The organism is Xanthomonas sp. NCPPB 1062 (genome assembly GCF_041481705.2).
GTDB lineage: Bacteria > Pseudomonadota > Gammaproteobacteria > Xanthomonadales > Xanthomonadaceae > Xanthomonas > Xanthomonas euvesicatoria.
The window spans coordinates 2,338,878-2,363,104 of the sequence record NZ_CM192987.1 but is presented as its reverse complement, the minus strand read 5'-3'; the positions used below and the strand labels follow the sequence as shown (position 1 = coordinate 2,363,104).

Sequence of the window (24,227 nt, the reverse complement as noted above, 5' to 3'; positions counted from 1 at the left end):
CGATGACGACGAGTCTGGGTTGCTTCATTGCCTGGGCTCCTGTCGACATATCAGACGCGCGCCGCGCCTGCGGTTGACCATTCGCTGCGCCACTGCGCCTTCACGCCGGCCAGCAACGCCCAGCCGCCGAGCGCGAAGGCAGCGAACAACCACATGCCGATCGCGTAGCTGCCGGTGTGCTGCTTGAGCACGCCCAGCCCTGCGGCAAGCGCAAATCCACCGATGCCGCCTGCCATGCCGATCAGGCCGGTCATCACGCCGATGTCCTGGCCGAAGCGCTGCGGCACCAGTTGAAACACCGCGCCATTGCCGGCGCCCAGGCACAACAAGGTCAGCACGAACAGCGCCAGCGTGATCGTGGCGCCGCCGGCACCAAATCCGGCGATTGCCACCAGCCCGGCGACCAGCAGATACACCGCCAACAGGGCGCGCGTGCCGCCGAGGCGGTCGGCAATCACGCCGCCGAGCGGGCGCATCACCGAGCCGGCCAGTACGCACGCTGCGGTGGCCCACCCCGCGGTACGCGCATCGAAATCGAACTGGTCGTGGAAGTAACCAGGCAGTGCGCTGGCAAAGCCGGAGAAGCCACCGAAGGTGATCGCGTAGAAACACATGAAGCGCCATGCATCGCGGTTGCCCACCAGCACGCGGCCATAGTCGGACCACTGCTTGCGCGCGACCGGCGTGGGTGCTTCCTTGGCGATGGTTGCGAACACGACCAGCGTCAGCACCAACGGAATGCACGCCAGGCCGAACACGTTCTGATAGCCGAAAGCGGCCGCCAGCATCGGGGCGAACAACGCCGCCAGCACCGTGCCGGAATTGCCGGCTCCGGCAATCCCCATCGCGGTGCCCTGATGCTCGGGCGGATACCAGCGCGAAGCCAGCGGCAATGCCACCGCGAAAGATGCACCGGCAATCCCCAATAGCACGCCCAGCAACAGCACCTGCCCCATGCTGTGCACGCCCAGTTGCCATGCACCGAACAGTGCTGCGATCACCGCCAGCTGCGCGACCATGCCGGCACGCTTGGCGCCGATCCGGTCGGCGAACATGCCCAGTACCAGGCGCAACACGGCGCCGCACAGGATCGGCACTGCCACCATCAAGGCACGCTGCTGCGTATCCAGCCCCAGCGATTGCGCGATCGGCACCTGCAGCGGACCGAGCAGATACCACACCATGAAGCTCAGGTCGAAATACAGGAAAGATGCGAACAACGTGGGCGTATGCCCTGATCGCCAGAACGAGCGCTGCATAGAGACCTCTTCGAGTGCGATGGCCAAAAAAAAACGGCGCCCTCCGGTAAACCGGAAGGACGCCGTTGTCCTGGATGCATGCGGCTCGCCGTTGAGCCGCTGGCATCGTCTGCATGTTGTTGCAGGCACGCCGTTGTACCTGCACGTGCGTCCTACGCAATCAACGTGCCAACTTTCTCACCGCGGCCTCACTGCGCTGCAAGCGCTTGATAAATTAAGGGTTGGCGGCTGGTTGCCGGTCTCGCGCGAGGTAACGGGTAGCCGCTGGCGCAGCTCACCATTCCCGGCTTTCGTGCAGCAATGCACCAACAACGTGCGTTGCTGGCGGACGCGATCGATCGATATTCCTGCGACACGCCGTCCCTCCACGCATGATCGTGGCGCCAGGCCGGCCATTGCGCGTCAGGGAAGCTAGACGGCGTGACTGGGTGCAGTCGAACGCATTGGCGCGACTGCCGAGATCAAACGCCTGGCCGATGGAGCGCGCGGCGCCCTCACCGCTCGCAGACACGCTGCAAGTACGTCCGTGCAGGCTCGATGGCCGCATCCATGCCGCAAGCGGCGAGGACACCGCACCTGGGAGTTGGCCGGCGGTTTGTGGAAGAGCGAGGAAACCGCCTCGTGCGGCTTGCTGTTTGCTCTGTTTGAAACCTGGCGCACCGACCATCTCCACTGGCCCTTGCCGGCCCACCGTCGCGGGAGCTTACGCGGCATGGATGCCGTGTAGAGCCTACATGGACGTACTTGCAGCCTGTCCTGCGCTGGTGGGCCGGCAAGGGCCCTGCAGCCAAACTGCAGACCAGCCGCTCTCCCTGCGATCCCTCTACGCTCTGCAGCCATCACCGCAGACTCCAGCACGCCTGTTCCATCGCGTTACGGCGTATCGAACAACCGATTGCTGCGATGATCGCTGTCCGGCGCGACGACACCCACACGTGCGGCGGCACGCCGATAGTTGTCGAGTCGGTGGATATCGCCGAGCCGGGCGATGTCGTCGTCTTGAACGTCATGCCATCCCCAGCGCTGGAACTGGCCCAGGAACCACTCGCCGTCCGACAGCCACGGCATATTCACCACCCCGCCGCGGTGAAAGGCCAGCGCAGTCGCATCATCGGCGGCAGCGACGCAACCAACATGCGACTCAACCTCGGGATGCGCCCCCAGACACACCGCCAGGCGCGTCGCCGGCACCCCGATATGCTGCGGCTCGGCCAGCCACTGCGCACAGTGCGCGCGATTGGCTGGCGCCGCGTCCAGCCAACGGCAGGCCTCCAGCACGCAAGCGGTCAAGCGCTCGCTCAACTCCGGCTGCAGTGCTGCAAATTCACGGCGGCAGGCGAGCACCTTCTCCGGATGGCCAGGCCACAACTCGCCGCTGCGGATCACACGCCGCCCCGTGCCCTGCGCTTCGGCCACCGCCGCCCACGGCTCGCCGGAGCAATAGCCGTCGACCAATCCGCTGGCCAACGCCTCGGGCATTTGCGGTGGCGGAATGCTGAGCACATCCACATCCCCGATCGGGTCCACCCCGCCTGCAGCCAGCCAGTAGTACAGCCACAGCGCATGCGTTCCGGTGGGAAAGGTCTGCGCGAACACCGCACGCCGCCCCAATCCTGCCAATGCCTGTGGCAGCGTGCGGCCGGCCGCCAACGCCTGCGCGAGTGCAGGCGCCAGCGTGATCGCCTGGCCGTTGTGATTGAGCGTCATCAGCAATGCCATCGGGCACTGCGGGCCGGCGATGCCCAGGTCGATCGCATACACCAAACTGGCCAGGGTGTGGGCTGCCTCCACTTCACCGGCCAGCAAACGGTCGCGCACGCCGGCCCAGGATGCCTGTCGTTGCAGCTCCAGCTGCAGACCATGTCGATGGTCCAGACCCAGGTGTTGCGCAGCGACCAGCGGCGCGCAGTCGATCAATGGCAGATAGGCCACGCGCAGGACGGGATATTCGGCTTGACTCATAGATTCATCCCAACAACTCGGCCATGGCCACGATGCGGCGCGCCACTTCGGCCAGTTTGACGCCCTGCTTCATCGCCTGCTGGCGTAATGCGGCATAGGCATCGGCCTCGCTCAGGCCACGTTTTTCCATCAGCAAGCCCTTCGCACGGTCGATCTGCTTGCGGTCCTGCAGCGCCTGCTGGACCTCGTCCAGGCGCTTGCGCATGCTGCTTTCCTGCGCAAAACGGGCCAGCGCCACCTGCACGATCGGCGCCAACCGCGCAGGCGCCAAGCCATCCACCACGTACGCCGTCACGCCCGCGCCGACCGCTGCATGGATCAACGCATCGTCGCCATCGCCGGAGAACATCACTACCGGCCGCGGCGCGTGCGCATGCAACATCGACAGCTGCTCCAAGGTATCGCGGGAAGGCGAATCCACGTCGATCACCACCACATCCGGCTGCTGGCGTTGCACGGCATGCAGCAGCGCGCTGACCGAGGCCACGTCATCGAGCACCGTGTAGCCGGCGCGCGTCAGTGCCTGGCGCAGTTCGCCGATCGGCTTTTCGGTATCGTTGACCAGCAAAACACGCATTGACAGCAGCGAGGCATGGACGTGGCCTGATGGTGCCATGCAACATGCCGCTCGTGCGAGCCATCTTTTCGGAGTGTCCGATGCCGTTGTTCCCGTTGTTCGCCAACCTGCAGGGGCGCGCTGTGCTGGTGATCGGTGGCGGCGAAGTCGCCACACGCAAGGTGCTGGCGCTGCTGAAGGCGCAGGCGCACATCCGGCTGTATGCGCATGCGCTTTCGCCCGAACTTGCCCAGCTGCTGCAGGCCGGGCGCTTTGAGCAAATGACAGGCGAGTTCGATCCTGCCTGGATCGACACTGTGTGGCTGGTCGTCGCCGCCACCGATGATGTGGATCTGAATCAACGTGTGGCCGCAGCGGCCGGCGCACGCCAGCGTCTGGTCAATGTCGTGGACGATGCCGAGCTCTCCACCTACCAGGTGCCGGCCATTGTCGACCGCGATCCGCTGGTGATTGCGATTTCGTCGGCGGGCGCGGCGCCGATGCTGGCGCGCCGACTGCGCGAGCGACTGGAGCGCGAACTGCATGCGTCGGTGGGTACGCTGGCGGCCTTGTTCGCCCGGCACCGCGAGCGCATTCGTCAGCAGTTGCCGGACATGAACCGGCGGCGCCGCTGGTTCGACCAGGTGATCGACGGGAAGGTGCCGCAATTGCTGCAGGCCGGCGATACCGTCGCCGCCGAAGCCGCCTTTGCCGCTGCGTTGGACGCGGTGGACAGCGTTCCGGCGCGCGGCAGCGTGCAATGGGTCGGTGCCGGCCCGGGCGATCCCGGCCTGCTCACGCTCAATGCCTTGCGTGCCCTGAACCTGGCCGACGTGCTGCTGCTGGCGTCGGACGTGCCCGCCGCGGTGATGGAACTGGCGCGCCGGGATGCGCAACGGCGCGCCTGGCCGGAGACGCCGGGCGCGCAGCAGGCCGTCGTAGTGGAGTTGGTTGGCGCCGGGCTGCAGGTCGTGGTCCTGCGCATGGGCAGCGGCGATGCCATCCCGGCGGAGCTGGACGCCGCGCTGCACGCGCAGGGCATCCTGTCGGTGCGGGTTCCGGGCTTGCCGCTCCGCTAGATTTTTCCAAGCGCGTTGCCGGATTCGACGCGCTTGAACGCGACTGCCTACCGCGCCAGCAACGCTCGGCGCGCCGTGTCCTGCTGCCAACCCGTGCGTTCGACACACCGATCGCCGGAGCACCCGCCGATACCATCCCAGGGAAATGACGGCCCGCGGCCGCGCAATGGCGCTCGACTGCTACCCGCCGGCGCATGCCATCGGCACCGCGTCACGGCGTGCAGCAAGCCAGGCAACGGCACCCAGCGTGACCGATTTCACCCCCTGCCTGGCCGAAAAAGTCCCCAGCACGGCGCGCGCATCCGCCTACAGTCGAGCACGTCATCCCGGTTCGGACATCGCCACACCATGCAGACGCCTTCGCCGTCCCAGACGTTCCCGCTCGACCGCAGCGATGCGGTCTGCATCATCGGTGCTGGCCCGGGTGGGCTCAGTGCGGCACGCGCGCTCAAGGCGCAGGGGCTGGACTACGACCAGTTCGAACGCCACGGCGACCTGGGCGGGATTTGGGACGTCAGCAACCCCGGCTCGCCGATCTACGACTCCACCCATTTCATTTCCTCGCGCGATCTGTCGGCCTTCATCGGCCATCCCATGCCGCGCCAGTACCCCGACTACCCGTCGCATCGGCAGATCCTGGCCTACCTGCGCAGCTTTGCCGAGACGTTCGGTCTGCGCGAGAAGATCCAGTTCGACACCGCCGTCCTGCGCATCGACAAACAGGCGGACGGGCGCTGGCAGGTGACGTTGGCCGATGGCTCGCAGCGCCTCTACGCCGCGGTGATCTGCGCGTCGGGCGTCAACTGGGACCCCAGCATGCCGCAATTGCCGGGCCACTTCGATGGCGAGATCCGCCACTCGGTGAGTTTCCGGCATGGCGACGAATTTCGTGGCAAGCGCGTGCTGGTGCTGGGGGCCGGCAACTCCGGCGCGGACATCGCCTGCGAGGCGGCCATGCATGCGCAACGCGCCTTTCTGAGCGTGCGCCGCGGATATCACTTCATCCCCAAGCACCTGATGGGGATTCCGGTCGACCAGATCGCCGAAACCGGTCCGCACCTGCCCCTGTGGCTGGCACGCCCGATCTTTTCGGCCCTGCTGCGGCTGGTCAACGGAGACCTGGCCCGGCTGGGGTTGCCCAAGCCGGACCATCGCCTGTTCGAAAGTCACCCGCTGCTCAACGCCCAGCTGCTGCACCATCTCCAGCACGGCAACATCGCCGTCAAACCCGATATCGACCGACTGGACGGCAGGCACGTGGTGTTCAAGGACGGCAGCCGCGAGCAGATCGACCTGCTGCTGTGCGCCACCGGCTACCGCTGGAGCTGCCCGTATGCCAGCGAGTATTTCCTCTGGAACGGCGGACGCCCGCAGATGTACCTGTCGATGTTCAACCGCACGCATCGCAATCTGTTCGGGATCGGCTACCTGGAAACCAATTCCAGCGCGTACAAGCTGTTCGACACCCAGGCCCACATGATCGCGTCCTACCTGACCGCGCAGCGCCGCGATCCTGCCAGCGCACGCCGCTTCGATGCATTGATCGAAAACGATACACCGGACCTGTCCGGCGGCATCCGTTTCGTGGCATCGCAGCGCCACGCCGTCTACATCGAGGCGCATGCATTCAAACGCTATCTGCATCAGCTGCGCAGGCGATTGGGCTGGGGCGAACTGGGCGAACACATGTACGACGCGCTCAAGCTCGACGCCGGTGGCGATCCACGCATGCGCACTACCGCCACCGCACGGCTAGCCGACAGCGAGGTTGCCCATGGCTAAGCCGCAGGATCTGCGCGGCTGGAATGCGGTGATCACCGGCGGCGCCGGCGGGCTGGGACGCGCGACCGCCGCGCGCCTGATCCAGCGCGGCGTGCGCTGCCTGCTGGTGGATATCGATGCCGATGCACTGGCACGTGCGGTGCAGGCGCTGGGGCCGTTGGCGTGCGCGCAGGTGGCCGACCTGACCGATCCGGCCGCGCGCGACCGTCTCGCCGAGCGGCTCGACACGGATTGGGGCCAGTTGCAACTGTTGGTCAACAATGCCGGCATCGTCGGCACCACGCCGTTCGAGCAGCGCACGCCGGCGTCGATCCGCGGCGAACTGGAGTTGAACCTGATGGCGCCGTTGTTGCTCACGCACCGGTTGCTGCCGCTGCTGCAGCGCAGTGGCGACGGGCGCGTGGTGAACATCGTCTCGCTGGGCGGCATGTTCCCGTTGCCGGAATCGACGGTCTACTCGGCCAGCAAGTTCGGGCTGCGCGGTGCCATGCTCTGCCTGGGACTGGACGGCGCACGCCTGGGTATTCGCGTCTCCATCGTCAACCCGTCGGCCACCGACACCCCGATGCTGATGCGCGAGGCCCTCAACGGCGGCAACAAGTTGCAGTTCATGGATCGGCCGCAACAACCGGACGAAGTCGCATTGCAGGTGTTGCGGTGCCTGGACGCACCGTGCCTGGAGCGCTTCGTGCGCCCCAGCGAATCGTGGACGGTGCGGCTGGCCATGCTGCTGCCCAACCTGCTGACGCGCGCCCTGCCGCTGTTCGCACGCAGCGCCGAGCGTGGGCATCGCAACTATCTTGCGTCGCTGCAGCAGCGCGGCCTGATTCGCCCGCGCCAGGACGGATGGGAAGTGGTGCCGCCCGCTCACCGCGAAGACCCGCACACCCTCGCCGCAACGCGAGCAACTACGCAGCGGACCTGAGCCGCTGCTGGCGCCCGCACACGCAGCGCATGCGGCGGCAGCGCTGTTGGAGGGCAAACCGGCGCGCAGTGCGGCCAAATACCGTGTCTGGTCGAACCCTCAGCGCGGATCGCGCGCCTGTCCGGGCGAACGACCGGACCACCGTTGAAAGGCGCGCCGAAACGCCCGTGCATCGGCGTATCCCACCGCTTGCGCCACCTCGGCCACGGTCATCTGCGAATTGCGCAGCAGATCCTGCGCACGTTCGTAGCGGGCGGCATCGCGCAGTGCCCGGTAGCCGACCTGTTGCGCACCGAGCCGACGCCGTAACGTGCGCTCGCTGCAATTGGCCTGGCGCGCCAGCTCCGGTTGCCGCGGCGCACGCTCGGCATCGCTGCGCAGCCGCAGTGCGATCGATTCGACCAACTCGTTGCGCGACGACGGCCGCTGAATCAGGGTCTCCAATTGTTGCCGCAACAGTCCGCAGGTGGTGCGGTCGTAGCCCGGCAACCGCGCGGCCAGCCACTTTGCCTCCAGCGTCATCCGGTTGCGACCAGCGCCAAACCGCACCGGGCAGCGAAAAAAACGCGTGTAGATCTCCAGCGGGGCCGATCGCGCGAAGGCCAGTTCCACCGCGCGCGGTCGGATGTCCGGCCCCAGCATGCAGCGACTGACATTGAGGGCACCGGCAAAGGCTTCCTCGATGAGGTAAGGCTCGATCTCCAGGTCGAATACATGCGGCACCAGTTCGATGCAGGCTTCGGGGCCTTGCTGTGCGAACAGGTGCTGCATCATCGCCCCGGCTTCGTGCTGATGCCCCAGGCCATAGGCGATCGCTTCGCCCAAGGTTTCGCAGGTGAGCATGGCCAGCCCGGTCAGGCCCCAGGACACCGGCCGTTGCCGCATGCCGGCCGCCAGGCCCATCGCCGGCTCGTCCAGCAGACGGCGTGCGCGCAGGATCAGCGCACGCACCTGCTGGTAGGACAGCAGCAGGTCGCGGTCGTGCAGGTCGCGGTCGGTGAATCCCAACCCCTTGCACAGCCGCTCCGGCGCGTGTCCGCGATCTTCGACCAGGCCCAGCAGCGAGCGCACGGTGTTGGGAACGATGTTGGCGGTGCGGCGGTTATCGGCCGGCGCAGGACGCGCGTTGCCGACCTCGGAGATGGGCTGGCTGCGGGTGACGGCCGCGCGCGCACGCGGCATGCTCAGCAGTGCTCCGCGGAGCGTTCGCGTTCGCCGCGGTGCCAGCGTGCCGTGCAGCCAATAACGCCACAATGCAGCGCGTGCCATGTGGCGGTACAAGCCGGCCGGAGCCGAACGTCTTGCATGCGTTGCGTCCTCGCGACAATGCGGCCTCAACCGCTCGGCCGCACTTTAGCGCAAGTGATGACGTGCAGGTCCAGCCAACAGCTGCCGGCGCGTCAAACCATCAATCCCGCAACAGACGCTTGCGCGTGCTGTCGCGCACATCCACGTCGAAGGTGACCTGCAAGGTCATCGCCTCGGCATGCCCAGCGCCCGCATCGAAACTGAACTGAAGCCCGTCACGGCGCGGTAGCTGGCGTGCGTGTTCCTCCAGCGCGTCGCGCGGGATCGCCAGTTGCCAATGATCGGTGGCGCAATTACATGCGGCGTGACCGCCGGTGAGGCTCACGCTGTGTCTCACCAACCGCGCGCCCTGCCCGCTCGGCAATCGGCTGAGATTGTCGACGCTACGCCCGGCCAGCAGGCTGGCCAGCTCGTCCTCGTCGATACGAAAGCGCAGATGTTGGCCTTCAATCTGGATTTTCATGGATCAGCCGGCTCCATTGCTCGGGCGTATTGCAATTGACGAACTCAGCGCGTTCGCTGGCAGTGACAGTCACGCGATGGCACTGCAGTGAATGCTGCAAGGCGCGCAGCGAGCGTGACGATGCAGCGCCCGCCATCAGCACCGTCAACGCCTCGCGCACGCTGGCATCCAGCCGCAGGCACATCGGCAGCATCTGGTCCTCGAAGGCCACACAGCAATGTTGCGACGGCGCAAGCAGCTTGCCCAGCAACGCGGCCGACAACAGCGGCATATCCACCGGCACCACCAACAGCGTGGTCGCGTCGGCCGCGTTCGCGATCACACTTGCCAGCCCGCCGAGCGGGCCCAGATCGGGATGGACGTCGGCAATGCCGGCATATTCGGGCCGGTTGCCGCTGACCACCACGTGCTGCGCACCGGCCTGGCGCAGCAGCGCCTGCATCTGTTCCAGCAACGGACGTCCATGCCAGGGCAGCAAGGCCTTGTCCTGCCCCATGCGCGACGAACGTCCACCGGCCAGCACCACGCCCGTCCACGGCTGCTGCAGCGTCATGCGACAGCCCCGGGATGGGCGGCACCCACCGGCGTGTTCATGGCTCGATGGCCGGCGCGGCCGGGTGCAGGTGGCCCAGTCCGAAGACCTCTGCATGCGTGCTCGCTGCGGCGCCTTCGTCCTGTGGCTCCAGTACCGCCCAGACGTTGGCCTGCAGCAACGGGGCCACACGAAAGGATTCCTGCTGCGGCAGGATCTGCACCGACAACGCGCCGGCCGCACTGCACAGCAGGCGTGCCCGCAGATGCTGCCGCCAGATCGGCCTGGCCTGCATCGGTGCCTCTAATGCGACGCGCACGCCATGCTCAACCGGCATGCCCAACAAACCGCGCAATGCCGGCTCGACGAAAAAGCGCAGACCGGCCGCGCTGGCCATCGGGTTGCCGGGCAAACCCATATACAGCGCGCCATCGCTAAAGCGCGCAAGCAGCACCGGTTTGCCCGGTCGCACTGCGACCTTATGAAACAGCACTTCGGCAGCGTGGCGTGCCAATGCCTCCGGGATGAAATCGTACCGACCACGCGAAACGGCGCCGGTGCTCAGGATGAGATCGGCACCGGCATGGCGGGCCTGTGCCAGTGACGCATCGAACGCAGCATCGTCGTCGCCTACCTGCCCACGCCACACGACATCGGCGCCGGCGGCACGCAACTGAGCCAGCAGATAACTGCTGGTGCCATCGCGGATCTGGCCCGGCTGCAGGGGTTGTGCAGGGTCGCCGATCAACTCGCGTCCAGTGGCGATCAAGGCCACGCGCGGCCGCCGCACCACCTGCACATGCGCGCAGCCCAGGCCGGCGAGCAGCATCAGATGCGCACCGCGCAGCATGGTGCCGGCGTCGATCACGCGATCGTGCAAGCGCACGTCTTCGCCGCGACGACGGATGTGCTGGCCCGCACGCACCGGCTGACACAGGCGGATGCGGCTGGGGCGCTCGCCGTCGTGCGCGAGGATCTGCACTTGCTCGATCGGCACTACCGCATCGGCACCCGGCGGCACGCCGGCGCCGGTCATGATTTCCCAGGCCGCACCGATCGCAGCCGCACCGGCGTCCTGCCCTGCCGCAACGGTACCGCTCACCACGTACTCGCGGTCTGCCAACGCCCCCCTCCCCGCGGTCGCCAATGCAAACCCATCCATTGCGCTGTTGTCGAAGGGCGGCAACTCGGCCTGGCTCGACAAGGCGTCGGCAAGCACGCGACCTTCGGCATCGGCGCTTGCCACCCACTCGCTGGCAAGGGGTGCGACGTGCGCGTGGACCAGCGCGAGTGCTTCGGCATAGCTGATCATGTGCAGGACAGTGCCGACCAATGGATGACCCGGCTAGGATACCGGCCCCTGGCGCAGCAGGTACAGGCGTGGCCGTGCGGGGCCGTCGTGTGTCCATCCGCCACATGATGGGCATCACCGTAGACACCACGCTTGAAGCTGCTCGAACGGTATGCAGACAGTGTGCGCTGCAAGGTTGCAGGCCTTCCTTGATCAACTGCACGCATGCAATTCGTCGACGTCGTGGGCTGGCTCGCCAGCATCATCCTGATCGCCACCTTGATCCGGCAGATCTACAAACAATGGCGCTCCGACGCCGCGCAGGGCGTCTCGCGCTGGTTGTTCCTCGGCCAGATCAGTGCTTCGGTGTTGTTTATCCTCTACAGCTATCTGGTTGGCAACGCGGTGTTTATCGTCAGCAATGTGCTGATCCTGCTGACGGCCCTGACCGGCTATGCATTGCAGCGGGTCAAGCGCCGCAGGCTGGAACGCGCAGCGTAGACAGGCTGCGTGGACTCCTGCCGGCCGGTCGAGCTTAGTCAGCCGTTCTTTTCGCCGACTTGTGTGGTCTTGCCGATGCGGCTGTGGCCCTCTTCGCAGCGATCTTCTTGGCCGCTTTTTTCGCGATGACACTGGGCGTCTTCTTGGCGGCCGCCTTGGGCACGGCCGCCTTTTTCGCTACGCCCGGCTTGCGCACCTTCGCGGCCGGCATGGCATCCGCCGCTGCTTCGGCGGGCGCATCCGGTACGCGCACGCTGATCCAGGTGGGTGCATGGTCGCTGGCCTTTTCCAGCGCACGTACCCACTTGTCGACGCCGGCGTCTTGCAGGCCGTGCGCCAGCGTGCGATTGAGTAGCAGATGATCGATGCGCAACCCACGGTCGCGCGCAAAGTGCTGACGGAAGTAATCCCAGAACGTATAGATCGGCGTGTGGCCATGGATGGCCAGCAGGCTGTCGGTCCAGCCCTGTGCCAGCAGGGTCTGGTAGGCCTCGCGGCTCTCCGGCTGCAGCAGGGCGTCCTTGCGCCAGCCCTTGGGGTCGTAGATATCCGCATCGGTCGGCACCACATTGAAGTCGCCGATCAGCGCCACCGGATGCGGCAGGTCCACCAGCGTTTTCGCATGCCGGATCAAGCGTTCGAACCATGCAAGCTTGTAGTCGAACTTCGGCCCGGGCTGCGGGTTGCCGTTGGGCAAATACAGGCAGGCCACCACCACACCATGGATCGCCGCCTCCAGATAGCGGCTTTGCGTATCGCGTGGATCCCAGGGCAACCAGCGACGAATCTCCACTGGCTCGGTCCCCCGCGCGAGCAGCGCCACGCCATTCCAGGACTTTTCGCCCTGCCAGATCACACCGTACCCGGCATCGCGGATTGCCTGCTCCGGAAACGCAGCTTGCGTCGATTTCAATTCCTGCAGGCCCACGATGTCCGGTTGCTCGCGCTGCAGCCATTCCAGCAAGTGCGGCAGACGGCTGGCAATACCGTTGACGTTGAACGTCGCGATCTTACGTAAGGTACCTGACATGGGTGCAAGTGGCCGCTTCCGTGGTGCAACAGCATGACCGCCGCTTGATTAAGCCGATGCTCAAGCGAGGTGAAGCTGCACTGCGTGCCCCGGCCCATACTCACGCGTGGCACACCACCGGCGCTCTTAGCTTGAAGCACATTCATTGATGGGAATTGCCATGCGACATTCCGCACTGTTGATCGGCCTTGCGCTCTGCGCCAGTTGCTCGCGCAGCCCACCGTCGGTCACCCCGCCCGGCGCACCGGAAACGCCCAAAACCAATGTGCTGGAAGCCGGCGCGAAAGTGCTGCAGCCCAGCGGCCCGGTCGGCAAGCTGGACATCTATCTGGTCGGCTTCCATCCGATGAAGGATGCGCCAGATGAGCAAATGGAGGCGCATCACTATTGCCAACAGGTCAATGAAGATCTTGCCCAATGCGCGCTCTACGACGGCAACACCGACCGTGCCAACCTCACCGGTATCGAGTACATCATCTCGGAGACGTTATTTGCGCAGTTGCCGGCACACGAGCGCAACTTCTGGCATCCGCATAACGGTGAAATTCTTTCCGGCCAGCTCTCTGCTCCCAACCTGCCGCAGGTCGCAGAGAAGGAACTGATGCGCAGCAAGATCAACAGCTACGGCAAGACCTGGCACACCTGGCATTCGCGCAAGGGCACCGCGCCTGGCGACACCTTGCCGCTGGGCGAGCCGATGCTGGCGTGGTCGTTCAATCGCGATGGTGAGTTGCAGCAACCGTTGATTGCGCAACGCGATCAGGCGGTTTCTGTATCCACCGCAGAGCGCCGCGCCAACCGTCAAGAGCTTGTGCCGCTGGCAAAGCCGCAAGAAGGCGTGGATGCATTACGTGCCCATTTTCCCAACGCCCAACCCATACCCGGGGTGACCGACGCAAGGGGCAATCACCCCTGAGCCCAGAAGACACCTTGCTGCACCAACGTGCAGCAGGGTCAGGCCTGGCGCGCCGTACTTGGCAATGCGTTAGAGCCTGGAAAAACGCGTGATGCAGCTAGCAGTACGCACGTACCCTGCCCTGTTGCACACGCCAGATGCCAAGCGATTCCCGGCAGCGCCTGCAGCGCAACTCAGTGCGACCAAGGTTCTCCGACGCTAGGGCACAAACCCCGCACGCACGCACCCATCGTGTTTGTGCTTGAACATGTCGTAGCCCCGCACGGCGTCTTCCAGCGGCATCTTGTGGGTCAGCAAAAATCCGGATTTCAAACGTCCCGCCTGCGCCAGGTCCAGCAACCTGGGCACGTATCGCTGCCCATGTTGCTGCGCGGTTCGCACCGTCAGACCTTTGTTCATCACGGCACCCAGCGGAAACTTGTCCATCACTCCGTACACGCCCAAGACCGACAGGATGCCGCCCTTGCGGCAGGCGAGGATGGCTTCGCGCAACGCCTGGCCGCGATCGGTGTGCAGGTGCAAAGCCTGCTTGACCCGATCGTAGGTATGGCCGATCCCGGTGCCATGCGCCTCCATTCCGACCGCATCGATACAGGCATCCGGGCCACGCCCACCGGTCATTTCGCGCAGGACATCCACCACGCTGTCGACCGCCGAATAATCGATCACCTCCACACCTAACACATCGCGCGCCATTGCCAGACGCTCCGGCAAGCGGTCGATGCCGATCACGCGTTCTGCGCCCAAAATACGTGCACTTTGCTGGGCCATCAGCCCCACGCCACCGCATCCCCACACCGCCACCGTGTCGCCGGGCTGGATATTGCAAAAGTCTGCACCCATGAAGCCAGTGGGCCCCGCGTCCGAGAGAAACAGCGCATCTTCGTCGGAGACCCCATCGGGCACCTCGAAACACCCCACATCCGCATGCGGCACGCGGATGTAGGTTGCGTGCGAACCTGCGTAACCGCCAAAGGCGTGCGTATAGCCGTAAATCCCGGCGGTCGCATGCCCAAGCAAGGGTTCCTGCATTTCCCAGTTGGGGTTGGTGTTGTCGCACAGCGAAAATTCCTTGCGCTCGCAATGCCAGCAACCGCCACAGGAAATAAACGACGGCACCACCACGCGCTGACCCACGCGCACATTCTTCACTGCGTTGCCCACCTCCACCACCGTACCCATGAACTCGTGGCCGATGACATCGCCCTCGCGCATGGTTGGCAGGTAGCCATCGATGAAATGCAGATCAGAGCCGCAGGTGGTGGTGAGCCCGACCTTCAGGATCACATCGCGGGGATTGACCAGCACCGGATCGGGCACGGTTTCCACGCGCAAATCGTTGATGCCATTCCAGCACAGTGCTCGCACAGAAAAGCCCTCCTCAAGAATGCGCGTGCGTCGACGCGCGCGCCGCTGGGGTATGCAACAAGGTCGGCACCTCGCCGGCCTCCAGCCATGCGCGCAATCGCCGTAGTCCCTTGCCGACCAGCACGTACGGCGCGGGATTCACCAGCTTGGTGAACACCTGCGCCAGCAGGCCTTCGACCGCATAGTGCAGGCTTAGCGTCGCTTCGCTGGCTTCGCGCCCACGTGCAGGGCGCACCTGCAATACGATAGCGAGCTGCAGCCCATGTTCGCCCTCGGCCTCGTAACGCACCGACTCGCCCAGCCGCGCATCTGCGCGGCGCAAGGTCACCTCCATATCCTGACGCAGCGGCGCGTGCAGCTTCCAGCGGGACGCATGGCCGTCGCCGGAGACCAGCTCGGCAGCACCTTCCAACACGCGTTGCTGCACATTCGCATCGCACCAGGCATCCAGTATCTGATGAGGTTCGGCACGGATGGTCATGCTGCGTACGATGTGCGTACCATCATCGTCGGTACGTACCGGATCGGTCGGTAATACAGCCATGGCTCAGCGGGCTCCGGCGTTCTTGTCGTCGGCCTGCAATGCCTTGGCGCTGCTCAGATGATCGGCGACGTGATGGCGCGTGGTCTGCAGGTGTTCGAGCACCGGCGATGTCTTTGCCTGCGGGATCAGCTTGCTGTCGAGCGCCGTTAATGCGTCGGTGTGGTCTTTCACCATCGCAGTGATATAGGCCGTTTCGAATGCATGACCGTCCAGCTTCTGCAGCTTGGCCAACTCCGCCTTGCCCTTCGTCATCTGCAGCTTTGCACCCGCGGCGGACGTGTCCGGTTGCCATTTGGCGATCTTCTGGTTGTTGTCGGTGTGTTCCTTGATCATGCGCGTGGCGTAGTCGCGTGCGCCGCCTTGCACCTGCTTCTGCAATGCCAGATTTGCCGCGTTGATTTCGCTGGTGTTGATGGCACTCAGCATACCGAGCGCCTCGCGCTCGTCCTCGCTGGGTGTCGCTGCACCCGCGGTTTGCTGCCCGGCGGGCATTGCAGACTGTGTCCGGTTCTGTGCTTGCGCAGATATGCTGGCGCCAACGCACAGGGCCAGGACAAGGATGATCGGGCGACGTGTGTTCATGGAAGTCTCCAGCTGGATGATGTAGCTCTATGCTGGGCTTGGCTGCGTGACTCGATCGTCGCGCTAGCGTCGAGAACTGGCGAAGGCTGCGTGCTGCAGCGCAACGCATCGTCACACTGTGTGAAGGTCACGCAGTCGGGGTTTTCCTCCAACTTTGAATTCGCTGACGACCATGCCGCTGCGCGGCAGCGCGGGATACCGCATCATCGGCTATCGAAAACCCTGTTTGGGAACGTAATCGCTCGCCGCCAGCGCCTGGCGCTGCAATCATCAAGGCAATGGTCGGCTTCCCCCGAGACATCGAGGATCGGCTCTACGTGCATTTTGTGCTGCAATCGTCCCACTGGCAGTGCTGTGGCGATGCACGCGCACCGCGAGCCGCTTTGTCCCGCAGCAAGGGCGTAATCACGGGCAAGCTGTCGCTGCAGCGCTTGGCGCTGCAACGTCGATTCACGGCATAGGGTCGAGCCTACCGCATCCCGTCAGCGTCCCGTGTCATGCGCCAGGATCCGCCGGCCCCAGCTGATTGGCGGCCAATATCTCGTCGATACGTTTGACGATCTGCGCTGCCTGCTCCTGCGATTGCGCCGCACCGGTGATCTTCTCGGAACGGGCCCGGAACACATCCCAAAAATCGTCCGGGTGCTGACTGCGCATCTCCGGCAACGCTTCGGCAAGCTGCTTCAATTGTGCATCGATGTCAGGTGTCATCACGGTCTCCTCTGCTGTGCTCACGCTACCGCTGCGCCGGTGAGCCCGATGCCAACGTGGTGCGCAGACCGCGTTATCCGCATCAACGTTATCCGCATCACAAACGGAAGCGAAAACCCAGGGTGTAAGTCCGCTCGGGCGATGCGATCTCGCGCGGGAAATCGCCATGCCGCTGACCGAAATAATTGTTGGTCGTGGTGCCGAGCAGATTGGTGGCCTCGGCAAACAAGGTCACATGCCTGTTGAGCTCGTAATTGAAGGCGGCATCCAGCCATTGCTCCCGCCCCTGATTGATTTGCTCGGGCTGATCGCCTGAGCTGTTGAAGCTCACCGCATAGTCGCCACGCCAGTTGTAGGCGACCCGCGCCGAGAACCGCGCGTATTCGTACATCAGGATCGCGTTATAGGAATTTTTGGAGACGTTGGTCAACGGCTGGCTGATCCCTTCCGGCGATTCGGCCTTCGCCGAGATATAGGTGTAGTTGAGCTGGCTGCCGAAGCCGGACCACCCACCCGGCAGAAAGTCGTAGAACTGCGTGTATCCCACCTCCACGCCCTTCAAGCTGCCCTCGCCGGTATTGCGCGGCCGGCTGATCGAATAGACGATGCCACCGATGGATTCATCGGCTGCGTAATTCTGGATATAGCCATCGATCTTGCGATGAAAGCCGGCAACCGACAGCAATGAGCCGGGACGGAAATACCATTCCAGCGACACATCGGCATTGCGCGATTCCACCGGACGCAGCTGCGGGTTGCCGCCATTGCCGCGCGCCGGCAACGATTCGGTGGACTGATACAAGGCCAGCTGCGGATTGAGATCGGCAAATTCCGGGCGCGTGATCGTGGTGCTGCCTGCCAGCCGCAGCATCAGGTTGTCATGCAAGGTGAGGTTGGCGCTGTAGTTGGGTAACACCTTGTCGATACGCCGATCGATGCTGACCGGGCTCAGCACGCCATCCACCGACTGGCTGCCCTGCAGTTGCGAATCCAATCGCGTCGCGCGCGCCCCCACACGCCCATCGACAGGAATGGACCCAAGCGAGAACCCGTAATTCACCTGCGCATAGATCGCATAGCTGTCTTCGCGATCGTCGAAGAACAAGGCAGGGTTTTCATCGGGCCGGCCCGGCGGCTGCCCCATCACGGTACGCAACCGGGTGCTTTGCTGCAGCAGGACGTCCTGGTTGGCCGATGCCCAGCGATCGCTGGTGAATGCACGCGCCCCGTCGAGCATGTTGCCGGGCGTTACCGATGCCAGGCCGGACACCTCGCTCAAGTAGATCGGTGCGCCGGTCAGATTGTTGCGCGCGCCGGTATCGCCGGAGTGATTGGTCGCCGTCCGCCGGCTTGCGCGCGCACCCACGTCCACCGATCGCAACGGCCCCAGCTCCAGGTCGAAGGTGGCATCGGCCCGCCATGCCCACTCTTCGCCTCTCTGCGTGTTCCAGCTGTCGTAGTACTGACTCAGCTCCCAATTTCCTGGCGCTGTGACGTCATAAGCGCTGCCATCGGCCTGGGTGATCCAGACATCTGCAGCGCCGCCTGACGAACGCATGTTCAATCGCGGCGCCTGCGTGGTCATGTCCAGGGTGAACGAGCGGTTCCTGGCAGTGCTATGGGTATAGGCGAGCTCGCTGCTCGCACGCATGCGCTCGCCGGTCCAACGCCCGCCCAGCGCAGCTTGGTAGGTATCGGATGCGTTCTTGTGCGCTTGCGTGCTGGAGAGCGTGCGCACCTCGCGCGCCACCAGGCCAGCCAGCACATCACTGCCCGGCCGCAGGCTGACCGCTTCGGTGTTCTCTGGCGTGGCCAGCCCCGGGAATGGCAACCAGTAATTCACTTGGGGCCGGTTGTCGTACCCGATGTACAGCGTGTCGAAATACACCTCGCTGTTCTCGCTTGGCGCCCATTGAAACGAAAAATTCGCCGATTTGCGCTTGCGATCGCCGCGCGCCATCAATCCGCCTGCGCTGTAAGGCACGTAAATCTGCTGGGCCGGATCGAGCGGGTTCGCCTTCCGGTCGTAAGTGCCGTACAACGTGTTGGATTCCTGATACGGGCGGCGTTGATAGGACACGCTTCCCATCCAGCCCATGCGGCCCAGCCCGGTGTCGCGGCGCTGGCTGAGGGTGAGGCTGCCATTGGGAACGGTCTTGCCTGATTGGTCGCCCCGCAAGGCGCTGATGCTGCCGGCAATGGTGCTGTCCTGATCGAAATCGAATGGCCGCCGCAGATGCACATCGACCACCCCGGCGATCCCACCTTCCTGAAATTGCGCGCCAGTGGTCTTATACACATCCACGCTGCGCAGCAATTCGGCCGGAACATCGGCCAACTCCATGTCGCGACCCACCGTTGTGAAGACGTTTCGCCCATCCAGGGTGGTGATGACGTTCGGCAAGCCGCGCACCAGCACCTGCCCCACTTCGCCACCGGCGCGCGCCACCTGCACGCCGGTCACGCGTTGCAGGGCCGCAGCCACGCTGTTGTCGGGCAGCTTTCCGATGTCTTCGGCGACAATGGAATCGCTGATTTCCGCGTTCGATTGCTTGATCGCGATGGCGCTTTCCACGCTGCTGCGCACCCCTTTGACCTGCACCGCTTCCAACGTGGATGTGGCCGGCGCCGCGGGATCGGGGTTGGGCGCGGCCTGTTGCGCCGCCGCGTTGCAACTCAGGACCAAACCGATGCACACACCCAGCGGCCGATACGTGATGGCACGCCGCGCGACAGACGCATGCTGCGACGGAACAAGCATGATGGCCTCCTGGGGCAGCAGTGCGATGACGCGCGGCTGGGCGCGCCCGCGCAAGTCAGGCAAACCGGGCCGGACGAGCCGCGAGGTGTTGAACAAGGCCGAATTACAGCGGTGCCGCTCGCAGTGCAGCGTGATCGCGTCCGCCATCGCGCCGCAATCATGACGCGCCTTTCATCAACGGCGAGGTGCGTGCGTGTCATGGGCAAGACTGCACATCGCAGCTGCTGCGTTTGCGCGACAATGGCCGCATGAGCAGCCACGACATCTCTCCCGCCGACGCCCGTGCCCGCGCCCTGCAAGGCGCCCTGCTGGTCGACATCCGGCAACTGCATGAGCGTGCCGGCGGCCAGGCCGAAGGCGCGTTGGCGATCGCACAGAACTCCCTGGAAACCGAGCCTGCAGCCCATCTGCCGGAGCAAACCCGCGCAATCGTGTTGATCTGCCAGAGCGGCAAACGCTCGGCACACACGGCCGCCATCTTGCGCGCGCACGGCTATGCGCACGTGGCGTCGGTGGCCGGTGGCACCAGCGCATGGGCCAGCGCCGGCCTGCCGTTGGTACGCCCGACGTTGCCGGCGGACGAGCAGGATTTTCTTGAGCGTTATTCACGCCATCTGCGTCTGTCCCAGGTCGGCCTGGAAGGTCAGCGGCGCCTGGCGCGCGCGCGGGTGTTGCTGATCGGCGCAGGCGGACTAGGCTCGCCGGCCGCGTTCTACCTCGCCGCAGCCGGTGTGGGGCATCTGCGCATTGCCGACGACGACGTGGTGGACCGCAGCAACCTGCAACGCCAGATTCTGCACACCGAAGACAGCGTCGGCACTGCAAAGGTCGACTCCGCCGCGCAGCGCATTGCCGCGCTCAACCCGCGCGTGGACATCGAGGCGGTGCAAACCCGCGTGACGGCCGACAATGTCGAAGCGCTGCTGCAGGATGTGGATGTGGTGGTGGATGGCGCAGATAATTTTCCTGCGCGGTATTTGCTCAACGATGCGTGCGTCAAATTCGGTAAACCACTGGTTTACGGCGCCGTGCAGCAGTTCGAAGGACAGGTCAGCGTGTTCGATGCCGGCCGCCACCGCGGTCATGCGCCTTGCTACCGCTGCCTGTTTCCCGAACCACCGCCGCCGGAATTTGCGCCCAGTTGTGCCGAGGCTGGTGTGCTCGGCGTACTGCCCGGAGTGATCGGACTCTTGCAAGCCACCGAAGCGATCAAGTTGCTGCTCGGCATTGGTGACGGCCTCACTGGCCGCCTGCTCAGTTTCGATGCATTGGCGATGCGCTTTCGCGACATCCGCTTGCCGCCGGACCCGCACTGCCCGGTGTGCGCGCCTGGCGCGGCATTTCGCGGCTATGCGGATTACGCGGCGTTCTGCGGCAGTGCGGTTGGTTGAGCGAGCCCACAGCGGCGTGTGGTGTCGGTCGCTGACTGATTGGCTTGCCACCGATGCAATGCGAGGTATATCGATACGTCAAGCACTTCGGCGACGTTTGCGTGGATGGCTGTCTTGCGCCCCACCTCACCACTCTCCCACCGGGAGAGCGGCTATCGAGCGATTGGCTCCCATTGTCGAGGCGTTCGCTTCCAGGCCACGCCCAAGACGCTTGAGCAGTTTGACGATCGCCCTACATGTTGAAACGCCGCGACACGCACGTCGCATGCGCTGCCCATGACGTAAACACTCCAACAGGGCGCGCATCATTCTGCCGGGCACCAACGATCGAGCAAACACTCACAACGCGTAAGGAATCACCCGCACGATCTCGCCAGCCTCAAAGCGCCGCGCCTGCTCGGGCAGCACGATCAATGCGTTGCTGTCGGCCGCGCCACGCAGTAGATGCGATGCATCGCCACGGTGCGGCAGCGCGGTCAGCCGCCCATCTTCGCCGCATTCCAATCGCCCACGCAGGAATTCCAGCCGTTCGTGGCGCTTGTCCCATGGGCTTGCCAACGCCGCATGCCAGACCGGGCGCGGCTCGCTGCGTCCCTGCAATCCATCCAGCAACGGGACGCCGTAGGCGATCAGCGTTGCCAGCACAGAGACCGGGTTGCCCGGCAAGCCTAGGACCAGGCAGCGGCCAATCTGCCCCAACACCGCCGGCATGCCCGGGCGCATCCGCACACGCCAGAAATGGATGCGCCCCAATTCGCCGATCAGACGCGGCAGATAATCCTTTTCGCCCGCAGAAACGCCGCCGCAGGTGATGACCACATCGAACGCTGCGGCCGCATCTTCCAGCATGGTGCGAATGCGTTGCGGGTCGTCCGGCAAGGTCGGCCACGCGGTCGGCGCATAGCCCAGTGCACGCAGTTGCGCCATCAGCATGTCGCGGTTGCTGTTGTAGATCTGACCCGGGCCGAGCGGCATGCCCGGCTCGATCAGCTCATCGCCGGTGGCCAGCACCGCAATGGTCGGGCGCGGCGCGACCGCAAGCCGCGACACGCCCAGCGCAGCGGCCAGGCCGATACGTGCAGGCGTCAACACCTGCCCGGCCTGGATCACCAGGTCGCCGGCACGCACGTCGCTGCCGGCCAGGCGTACGGCTGCGCCCGATGCAGGCGCGGTCTGAAACCGCACCATGCCATCGCGTTCGTCGGCATCTTCCTTGGGAATCACGGTATCGGCGCCATCGGGCAGTGGCGCGCCCGTGGTGATACGCAGGCATTGCCCGGCGCCCAGTGTGCCGGCCCAGCGCTCGCCGGCAAACTGTTCGCCAACCAGCTGCAGCGACGCATCGCCGCCAGCGACATCGGCGTGCCGCAGCGCAAAGCCATCCATCGCGCTATTGGCAAACGGCGGCAGCGCCAGCGGTGCGATCAGGTCGCCAGCAGAGATCCGCCCATCGGCACGCGAGGTGGCGATGTTTTCATCGGGCGAACGGTTGGTGGCAGCGACACTGCGCAGAATCTGCAGCGCCTGCGCGTACGGAATGCGGGAAGGATAATCGGTCATGCCGCGCAGGATACCAGCGCATCGCCAACGCGAAGGGTGGCCGCGCCACGCGTCGGCCAAAGGAGATGGGCTTTAACGACACGCCGCGCTGCGAGCGAATTCGATTGCACCTGCACGCGCCGCCACCCGCGCCAAAGAACGAACGCCTGCACGCGGCAGGAACTGCCTCACGTATCGATCGAGCGATCAGGAGGATGCGCGGAACGTTTAGAACCCTGCCTGCAAGCGGCGAACGCGCAGCCTGACCGATCTGCGCGCCTGCCGAACCGCCTGAACATCACACCTCAGGCAGCCTGGGGCCCTTACTTCCCTTTGACATGCCGCATCAGGCGCCGCTTGCGGGCCACCTGGCGATCGGAGAGCGGATTCTTCTTGCCCTCGTACGGGTTGGCGCCCTCGCGAAAGATGAAACGCACCGGCGTACCAACCAGCTTGAAACGCTTGCGGAAGAAGTTTTCCAGATAGCGCTTGTACGACTCCGGCAACACCTTCAGGCGCGTGCCATGCACGATGAAGGTCGGCGGATTCGCGCCGCCCGGGTGCACATAGCGCAGCTTGGAGACATGCCCGCGAATGCTCGGCGGCGGGTTGGTCTCGTAAGCGATTTCCAGTGCCTGGTTCACTTCGCTGGTGCTGAATTCGTGCGTCGCCGATGCGTGCGCACGATGGATGGCCTGGAACAGCTCGCGCATGCCCGAGCCGTGCAATGCAGAAATCCGCACCGCCTCTGCCCAATTGACGAAGCCCAGCTTGCGCGACAGCAGGTCTTCGGCCTGCGCACGCTGGTAATCGCTTTGCCCGTCCCACTTGTTGATCGCCACCACCAGCGCCCGGCCGGCATCCAGGATCGCGCCGAGAATCGTCGCATCCTGGTCGGTCACGCCTTCGGTAGCGTCCAGCATCAGCACCGCCACCTGGCATTGCTCGATCGCCTGCAGCGTCTTGAACGCGCTGAACTTCTCGACCGCCTCTTCCACCTTGCCGCGCCGGCGCAGGCCGGCGGTATCGATCAGGCGGTACTGACGGCCATCGCGCTCCAGGTCCACCGCGATCGAATCGCGCGTGGTGCCCGGCACTTCCGAGGCGATCATGCGTTCTTCGCCCAGCAGGCGATTGACCAGGGTCGATTTGCCGACATTCGGCCGGCCCACGAAGGCGATCCGCACGCGTGCCGGATCGTTGTCCAGCAGCTCGCCGGCACCTTCCTCGGGCAGCCGCGCCCCCACCTCGTCAAGCAATTCGTCGATGCCCTGCCGATGTGCCGCAGACAACGCCACCACGTCGGAGAAGCCGTAGCGCGCGAATTCCGAGCGCACGGTTTCTTCGTCGGTGCCGTCGATCTTGTTGATCACCAGCACGGTCGGCCGCGCCAATTTGCGCAACCAGGCCAGAATCTCGTCATCGAGCGAGGACGCGCCTTCTCGGCCATCGACCACGAACAGCACCAGATCGGCTTCGCCGGCGGCGGCCCGTGCCTGGCGGGCCGTGGCTCCAGCAAGACCTTCCTCGTCGCCGGCGATACCACCGGTATCGACGACGATGAAGGGCTGCTGCTCGTCGAGACGGCAGACCCCGTAGTTACGGTCGCGGGTGACGCCAGGCTGGTCGTGGACCAGCGCGTCACGGGTGCGCGTCAGCGCATTGAAGATGGTGGACTTGCCGACATTGGGCCGTCCAACCAGGGCGACCAGGGGCAGCATCGCAAG

The 24,227-nt window shown here is 65.0% G+C and carries 22 protein-coding genes; 7 read left to right on the top strand and 15 right to left on the bottom strand.

What is annotated here, in order from left to right; genetic code table 11:
* Nucleotides 1–50 precede the first annotated feature (50 nt).
* The 3 genes from ACCQ16_RS10400 to ACCQ16_RS10390 all read right to left on the bottom strand — a co-directional run bounded on the left by ACCQ16_RS10400 (nucleotide 51) and on the right by ACCQ16_RS10390 (nucleotide 3,798).
* A complete protein-coding gene (locus ACCQ16_RS10400) occupies nucleotides 51–1,220 on the bottom strand; it encodes a nitrate/nitrite transporter (RefSeq protein WP_029819404.1) in 1,170 nt (389 codons plus the stop codon).
* A gap of 912 nt (nucleotides 1,221–2,132) precedes the next feature.
* Complete coding sequence (locus tag ACCQ16_RS10395) at nucleotides 2,133–3,221, bottom strand: CmpA/NrtA family ABC transporter substrate-binding protein (protein ID WP_029819403.1); 1,089 nt, start codon at nucleotides 3,219–3,221, stop codon at nucleotides 2,133–2,135.
* 4 nt (nucleotides 3,222–3,225) lie between these two features.
* Complete coding sequence (locus ACCQ16_RS10390) at nucleotides 3,226–3,798, bottom strand: ANTAR domain-containing response regulator (protein ID WP_008575394.1); 573 nt, start codon at nucleotides 3,796–3,798, stop codon at nucleotides 3,226–3,228.
* A gap of 80 nt (nucleotides 3,799–3,878) precedes the next feature.
* On the opposite strand from ACCQ16_RS10390, the gene ACCQ16_RS10385 reads away from it, so the two are divergent.
* The 3 genes from ACCQ16_RS10385 to ACCQ16_RS10375 all read left to right on the top strand — a co-directional run bounded on the left by ACCQ16_RS10385 (nucleotide 3,879) and on the right by ACCQ16_RS10375 (nucleotide 7,563).
* Nucleotides 3,879–4,856: an NAD(P)-dependent oxidoreductase gene (locus ACCQ16_RS10385; RefSeq protein ID WP_008575392.1), complete on the top strand. Its 978-nt coding sequence runs from the start codon at nucleotides 3,879–3,881 to the stop codon at nucleotides 4,854–4,856.
* Between the two features lie 348 nt (nucleotides 4,857–5,204).
* Nucleotides 5,205–6,638, top strand: coding sequence for a flavin-containing monooxygenase (locus ACCQ16_RS10380; RefSeq protein ID WP_008575390.1), 1,434 nt, complete (start codon nucleotides 5,205–5,207; stop codon nucleotides 6,636–6,638).
* Nucleotides 6,631–7,563, top strand: coding sequence for an SDR family NAD(P)-dependent oxidoreductase (locus ACCQ16_RS10375; RefSeq protein WP_029819400.1), 933 nt, complete (start codon nucleotides 6,631–6,633; stop codon nucleotides 7,561–7,563). The genes ACCQ16_RS10380 and ACCQ16_RS10375 overlap by 8 nt, the downstream gene beginning before the upstream one ends.
* Nucleotides 7,564–7,662: 99 nt before the next feature.
* Here ACCQ16_RS10375 and ACCQ16_RS10370 read toward each other — a convergent pair whose 3' ends face one another.
* The 4 genes from ACCQ16_RS10370 to ACCQ16_RS10355 form a co-directional block, all read right to left on the bottom strand.
* A complete protein-coding gene (locus ACCQ16_RS10370; RefSeq protein ID WP_372380333.1) occupies nucleotides 7,663–8,745 on the bottom strand; it encodes an AraC family transcriptional regulator in 1,083 nt (360 codons plus the stop codon).
* Between the two features lie 226 nt (nucleotides 8,746–8,971).
* Nucleotides 8,972–9,334 (bottom strand): hypothetical protein, encoded by a 363-nt coding sequence (locus ACCQ16_RS10365; protein ID WP_008575384.1) that lies wholly within the window; start codon nucleotides 9,332–9,334, stop codon nucleotides 8,972–8,974.
* Nucleotides 9,318–9,887 (bottom strand): molybdenum cofactor guanylyltransferase, encoded by a 570-nt coding sequence (locus tag ACCQ16_RS10360; protein WP_014090163.1) that lies wholly within the window; start codon nucleotides 9,885–9,887, stop codon nucleotides 9,318–9,320. The genes ACCQ16_RS10365 and ACCQ16_RS10360 overlap by 17 nt, the downstream gene beginning before the upstream one ends.
* 37 nt (nucleotides 9,888–9,924) lie before the next feature.
* Nucleotides 9,925–11,199: a molybdopterin molybdotransferase MoeA gene (locus ACCQ16_RS10355; protein WP_218560616.1), complete on the bottom strand. Its 1,275-nt coding sequence runs from the start codon at nucleotides 11,197–11,199 to the stop codon at nucleotides 9,925–9,927.
* A gap of 183 nt (nucleotides 11,200–11,382) precedes the next feature.
* Here ACCQ16_RS10355 and ACCQ16_RS10350 point away from each other — a divergent pair, with 183 nt between their 5' ends.
* Nucleotides 11,383–11,658: a PQ-loop domain-containing transporter gene (locus ACCQ16_RS10350; protein WP_031422621.1), complete on the top strand. Its 276-nt coding sequence runs from the start codon at nucleotides 11,383–11,385 to the stop codon at nucleotides 11,656–11,658.
* A 34-nt stretch (nucleotides 11,659–11,692) separates the two neighbouring features.
* Here ACCQ16_RS10350 and xth read toward each other — a convergent pair whose 3' ends face one another.
* Nucleotides 11,693–12,688 carry an exodeoxyribonuclease III gene (xth, locus tag ACCQ16_RS10345; RefSeq protein ID WP_277573095.1) on the bottom strand — a complete coding sequence of 332 codons (996 nt, stop codon included), beginning with the start codon at nucleotides 12,686–12,688 and terminating at the stop codon, nucleotides 11,693–11,695.
* Between the two features lie 145 nt (nucleotides 12,689–12,833).
* On the opposite strand from xth, the gene ACCQ16_RS10340 reads away from it, so the two are divergent.
* Complete coding sequence (locus tag ACCQ16_RS10340) at nucleotides 12,834–13,604, top strand: OBAP family protein (protein WP_218488807.1); 771 nt, start codon at nucleotides 12,834–12,836, stop codon at nucleotides 13,602–13,604.
* A 198-nt stretch (nucleotides 13,605–13,802) separates the two neighbouring features.
* Here ACCQ16_RS10340 and ACCQ16_RS10335 read toward each other — a convergent pair whose 3' ends face one another.
* The 5 genes from ACCQ16_RS10335 to ACCQ16_RS10315 all read right to left on the bottom strand — a co-directional run bounded on the left by ACCQ16_RS10335 (nucleotide 13,803) and on the right by ACCQ16_RS10315 (nucleotide 19,570).
* Nucleotides 13,803–14,972, bottom strand: coding sequence for a zinc-dependent alcohol dehydrogenase (locus tag ACCQ16_RS10335; RefSeq protein ID WP_011347320.1), 1,170 nt, complete (start codon nucleotides 14,970–14,972; stop codon nucleotides 13,803–13,805).
* Nucleotides 14,973–14,985: 13 nt separating this feature from the next.
* Nucleotides 14,986–15,516, bottom strand: coding sequence for an SRPBCC family protein (locus tag ACCQ16_RS10330; protein ID WP_277573096.1), 531 nt, complete (start codon nucleotides 15,514–15,516; stop codon nucleotides 14,986–14,988).
* A 3-nt stretch (nucleotides 15,517–15,519) separates the two neighbouring features.
* Complete coding sequence (locus tag ACCQ16_RS10325; protein WP_029819392.1) at nucleotides 15,520–16,098, bottom strand: DUF4142 domain-containing protein; 579 nt, start codon at nucleotides 16,096–16,098, stop codon at nucleotides 15,520–15,522.
* A gap of 495 nt (nucleotides 16,099–16,593) precedes the next feature.
* Nucleotides 16,594–16,809, bottom strand: a complete 216-nt coding sequence (locus ACCQ16_RS10320; RefSeq protein WP_008575367.1) for a hypothetical protein — start codon at nucleotides 16,807–16,809, stop codon at nucleotides 16,594–16,596.
* A gap of 97 nt (nucleotides 16,810–16,906) precedes the next feature.
* Nucleotides 16,907–19,570, bottom strand: a complete 2,664-nt coding sequence (locus ACCQ16_RS10315; protein ID WP_277573097.1) for a TonB-dependent receptor — start codon at nucleotides 19,568–19,570, stop codon at nucleotides 16,907–16,909.
* Here ACCQ16_RS10315 and ACCQ16_RS10310 point away from each other — a divergent pair.
* Nucleotides 19,569–19,733, top strand: a complete 165-nt coding sequence (locus tag ACCQ16_RS10310; RefSeq protein ID WP_154671618.1) for a hypothetical protein — start codon at nucleotides 19,569–19,571, stop codon at nucleotides 19,731–19,733. The two genes, ACCQ16_RS10315 and ACCQ16_RS10310, sit on opposite strands and share 2 nt — an antisense overlap.
* A 22-nt stretch (nucleotides 19,734–19,755) precedes the next feature.
* Entirely contained in the window at nucleotides 19,756–20,961 is a 1,206-nt protein-coding gene (gene moeB, locus ACCQ16_RS10305; protein ID WP_008575364.1) for a molybdopterin-synthase adenylyltransferase MoeB, read from the top strand.
* Nucleotides 20,962–21,300: 339 nt separating this feature from the next.
* Here the strand turns inward: moeB and ACCQ16_RS10300 are convergent, their stop codons facing one another.
* Both ACCQ16_RS10300 and der read right to left on the bottom strand, forming a co-directional pair.
* Nucleotides 21,301–22,521 carry a molybdopterin molybdotransferase MoeA gene (locus ACCQ16_RS10300; RefSeq protein WP_057681704.1) on the bottom strand — a complete coding sequence of 407 codons (1,221 nt, stop codon included), beginning with the start codon at nucleotides 22,519–22,521 and terminating at the stop codon, nucleotides 21,301–21,303.
* A gap of 302 nt (nucleotides 22,522–22,823) precedes the next feature.
* Nucleotides 22,824–24,221, bottom strand: a complete 1,398-nt coding sequence (gene der, locus ACCQ16_RS10295; RefSeq protein ID WP_003482878.1) for a ribosome biogenesis GTPase Der — start codon at nucleotides 24,219–24,221, stop codon at nucleotides 22,824–22,826.
* Between the last annotated feature and the right edge of the window lie 6 nt (nucleotides 24,222–24,227).

Bases quoted from the DNA above. Each gene is read 5' to 3' on its own strand.
- ACCQ16_RS10395 (WP_029819403.1), bottom strand. From the start codon at position 3,221: ATGAGTCAAGCCGAATATCCCGTCCTGCGCGTGGCCTATCTGCCATTG.
- ACCQ16_RS10390 (WP_008575394.1), bottom strand. From the start codon at position 3,798: ATGCGTGTTTTGCTGGTCAACGATACCGAAAAGCCGATCGGCGAACTG.
- ACCQ16_RS10385 (WP_008575392.1), top strand. From the start codon at position 3,879: ATGCCGTTGTTCCCGTTGTTCGCCAACCTGCAGGGGCGCGCTGTGCTG.
- ACCQ16_RS10380 (WP_008575390.1), top strand. From the start codon at position 5,205: ATGCAGACGCCTTCGCCGTCCCAGACGTTCCCGCTCGACCGCAGCGAT.
- ACCQ16_RS10375 (WP_029819400.1), top strand. From the start codon at position 6,631: ATGGCTAAGCCGCAGGATCTGCGCGGCTGGAATGCGGTGATCACCGGC.
- ACCQ16_RS10370 (WP_372380333.1), bottom strand. From the start codon at position 8,745: ATGCCGCGTGCGCGCGCGGCCGTCACCCGCAGCCAGCCCATCTCCGAG.
- ACCQ16_RS10365 (WP_008575384.1), bottom strand. From the start codon at position 9,334: ATGAAAATCCAGATTGAAGGCCAACATCTGCGCTTTCGTATCGACGAG.
- ACCQ16_RS10360 (WP_014090163.1), bottom strand. From the start codon at position 9,887: ATGACGCTGCAGCAGCCGTGGACGGGCGTGGTGCTGGCCGGTGGACGT.
- ACCQ16_RS10350 (WP_031422621.1), top strand. From the start codon at position 11,383: ATGCAATTCGTCGACGTCGTGGGCTGGCTCGCCAGCATCATCCTGATC.
- xth (WP_277573095.1), bottom strand. From the start codon at position 12,688: ATGTCAGGTACCTTACGTAAGATCGCGACGTTCAACGTCAACGGTATT.
- ACCQ16_RS10330 (WP_277573096.1), bottom strand. From the start codon at position 15,516: ATGGCTGTATTACCGACCGATCCGGTACGTACCGACGATGATGGTACG.
- ACCQ16_RS10325 (WP_029819392.1), bottom strand. From the start codon at position 16,098: ATGAACACACGTCGCCCGATCATCCTTGTCCTGGCCCTGTGCGTTGGC.
- ACCQ16_RS10320 (WP_008575367.1), bottom strand. From the start codon at position 16,809: ATGACACCTGACATCGATGCACAATTGAAGCAGCTTGCCGAAGCGTTG.
- ACCQ16_RS10310 (WP_154671618.1), top strand. From the start codon at position 19,569: ATGATGGCCTCCTGGGGCAGCAGTGCGATGACGCGCGGCTGGGCGCGC.
- ACCQ16_RS10315 (WP_277573097.1), bottom strand. From the start codon at position 19,570: ATGCTTGTTCCGTCGCAGCATGCGTCTGTCGCGCGGCGTGCCATCACG.
- ACCQ16_RS10300 (WP_057681704.1), bottom strand. From the start codon at position 22,521: ATGACCGATTATCCTTCCCGCATTCCGTACGCGCAGGCGCTGCAGATT.
- der (WP_003482878.1), bottom strand. From the start codon at position 24,221: ATGCTGCCCCTGGTCGCCCTGGTTGGACGGCCCAATGTCGGCAAGTCC.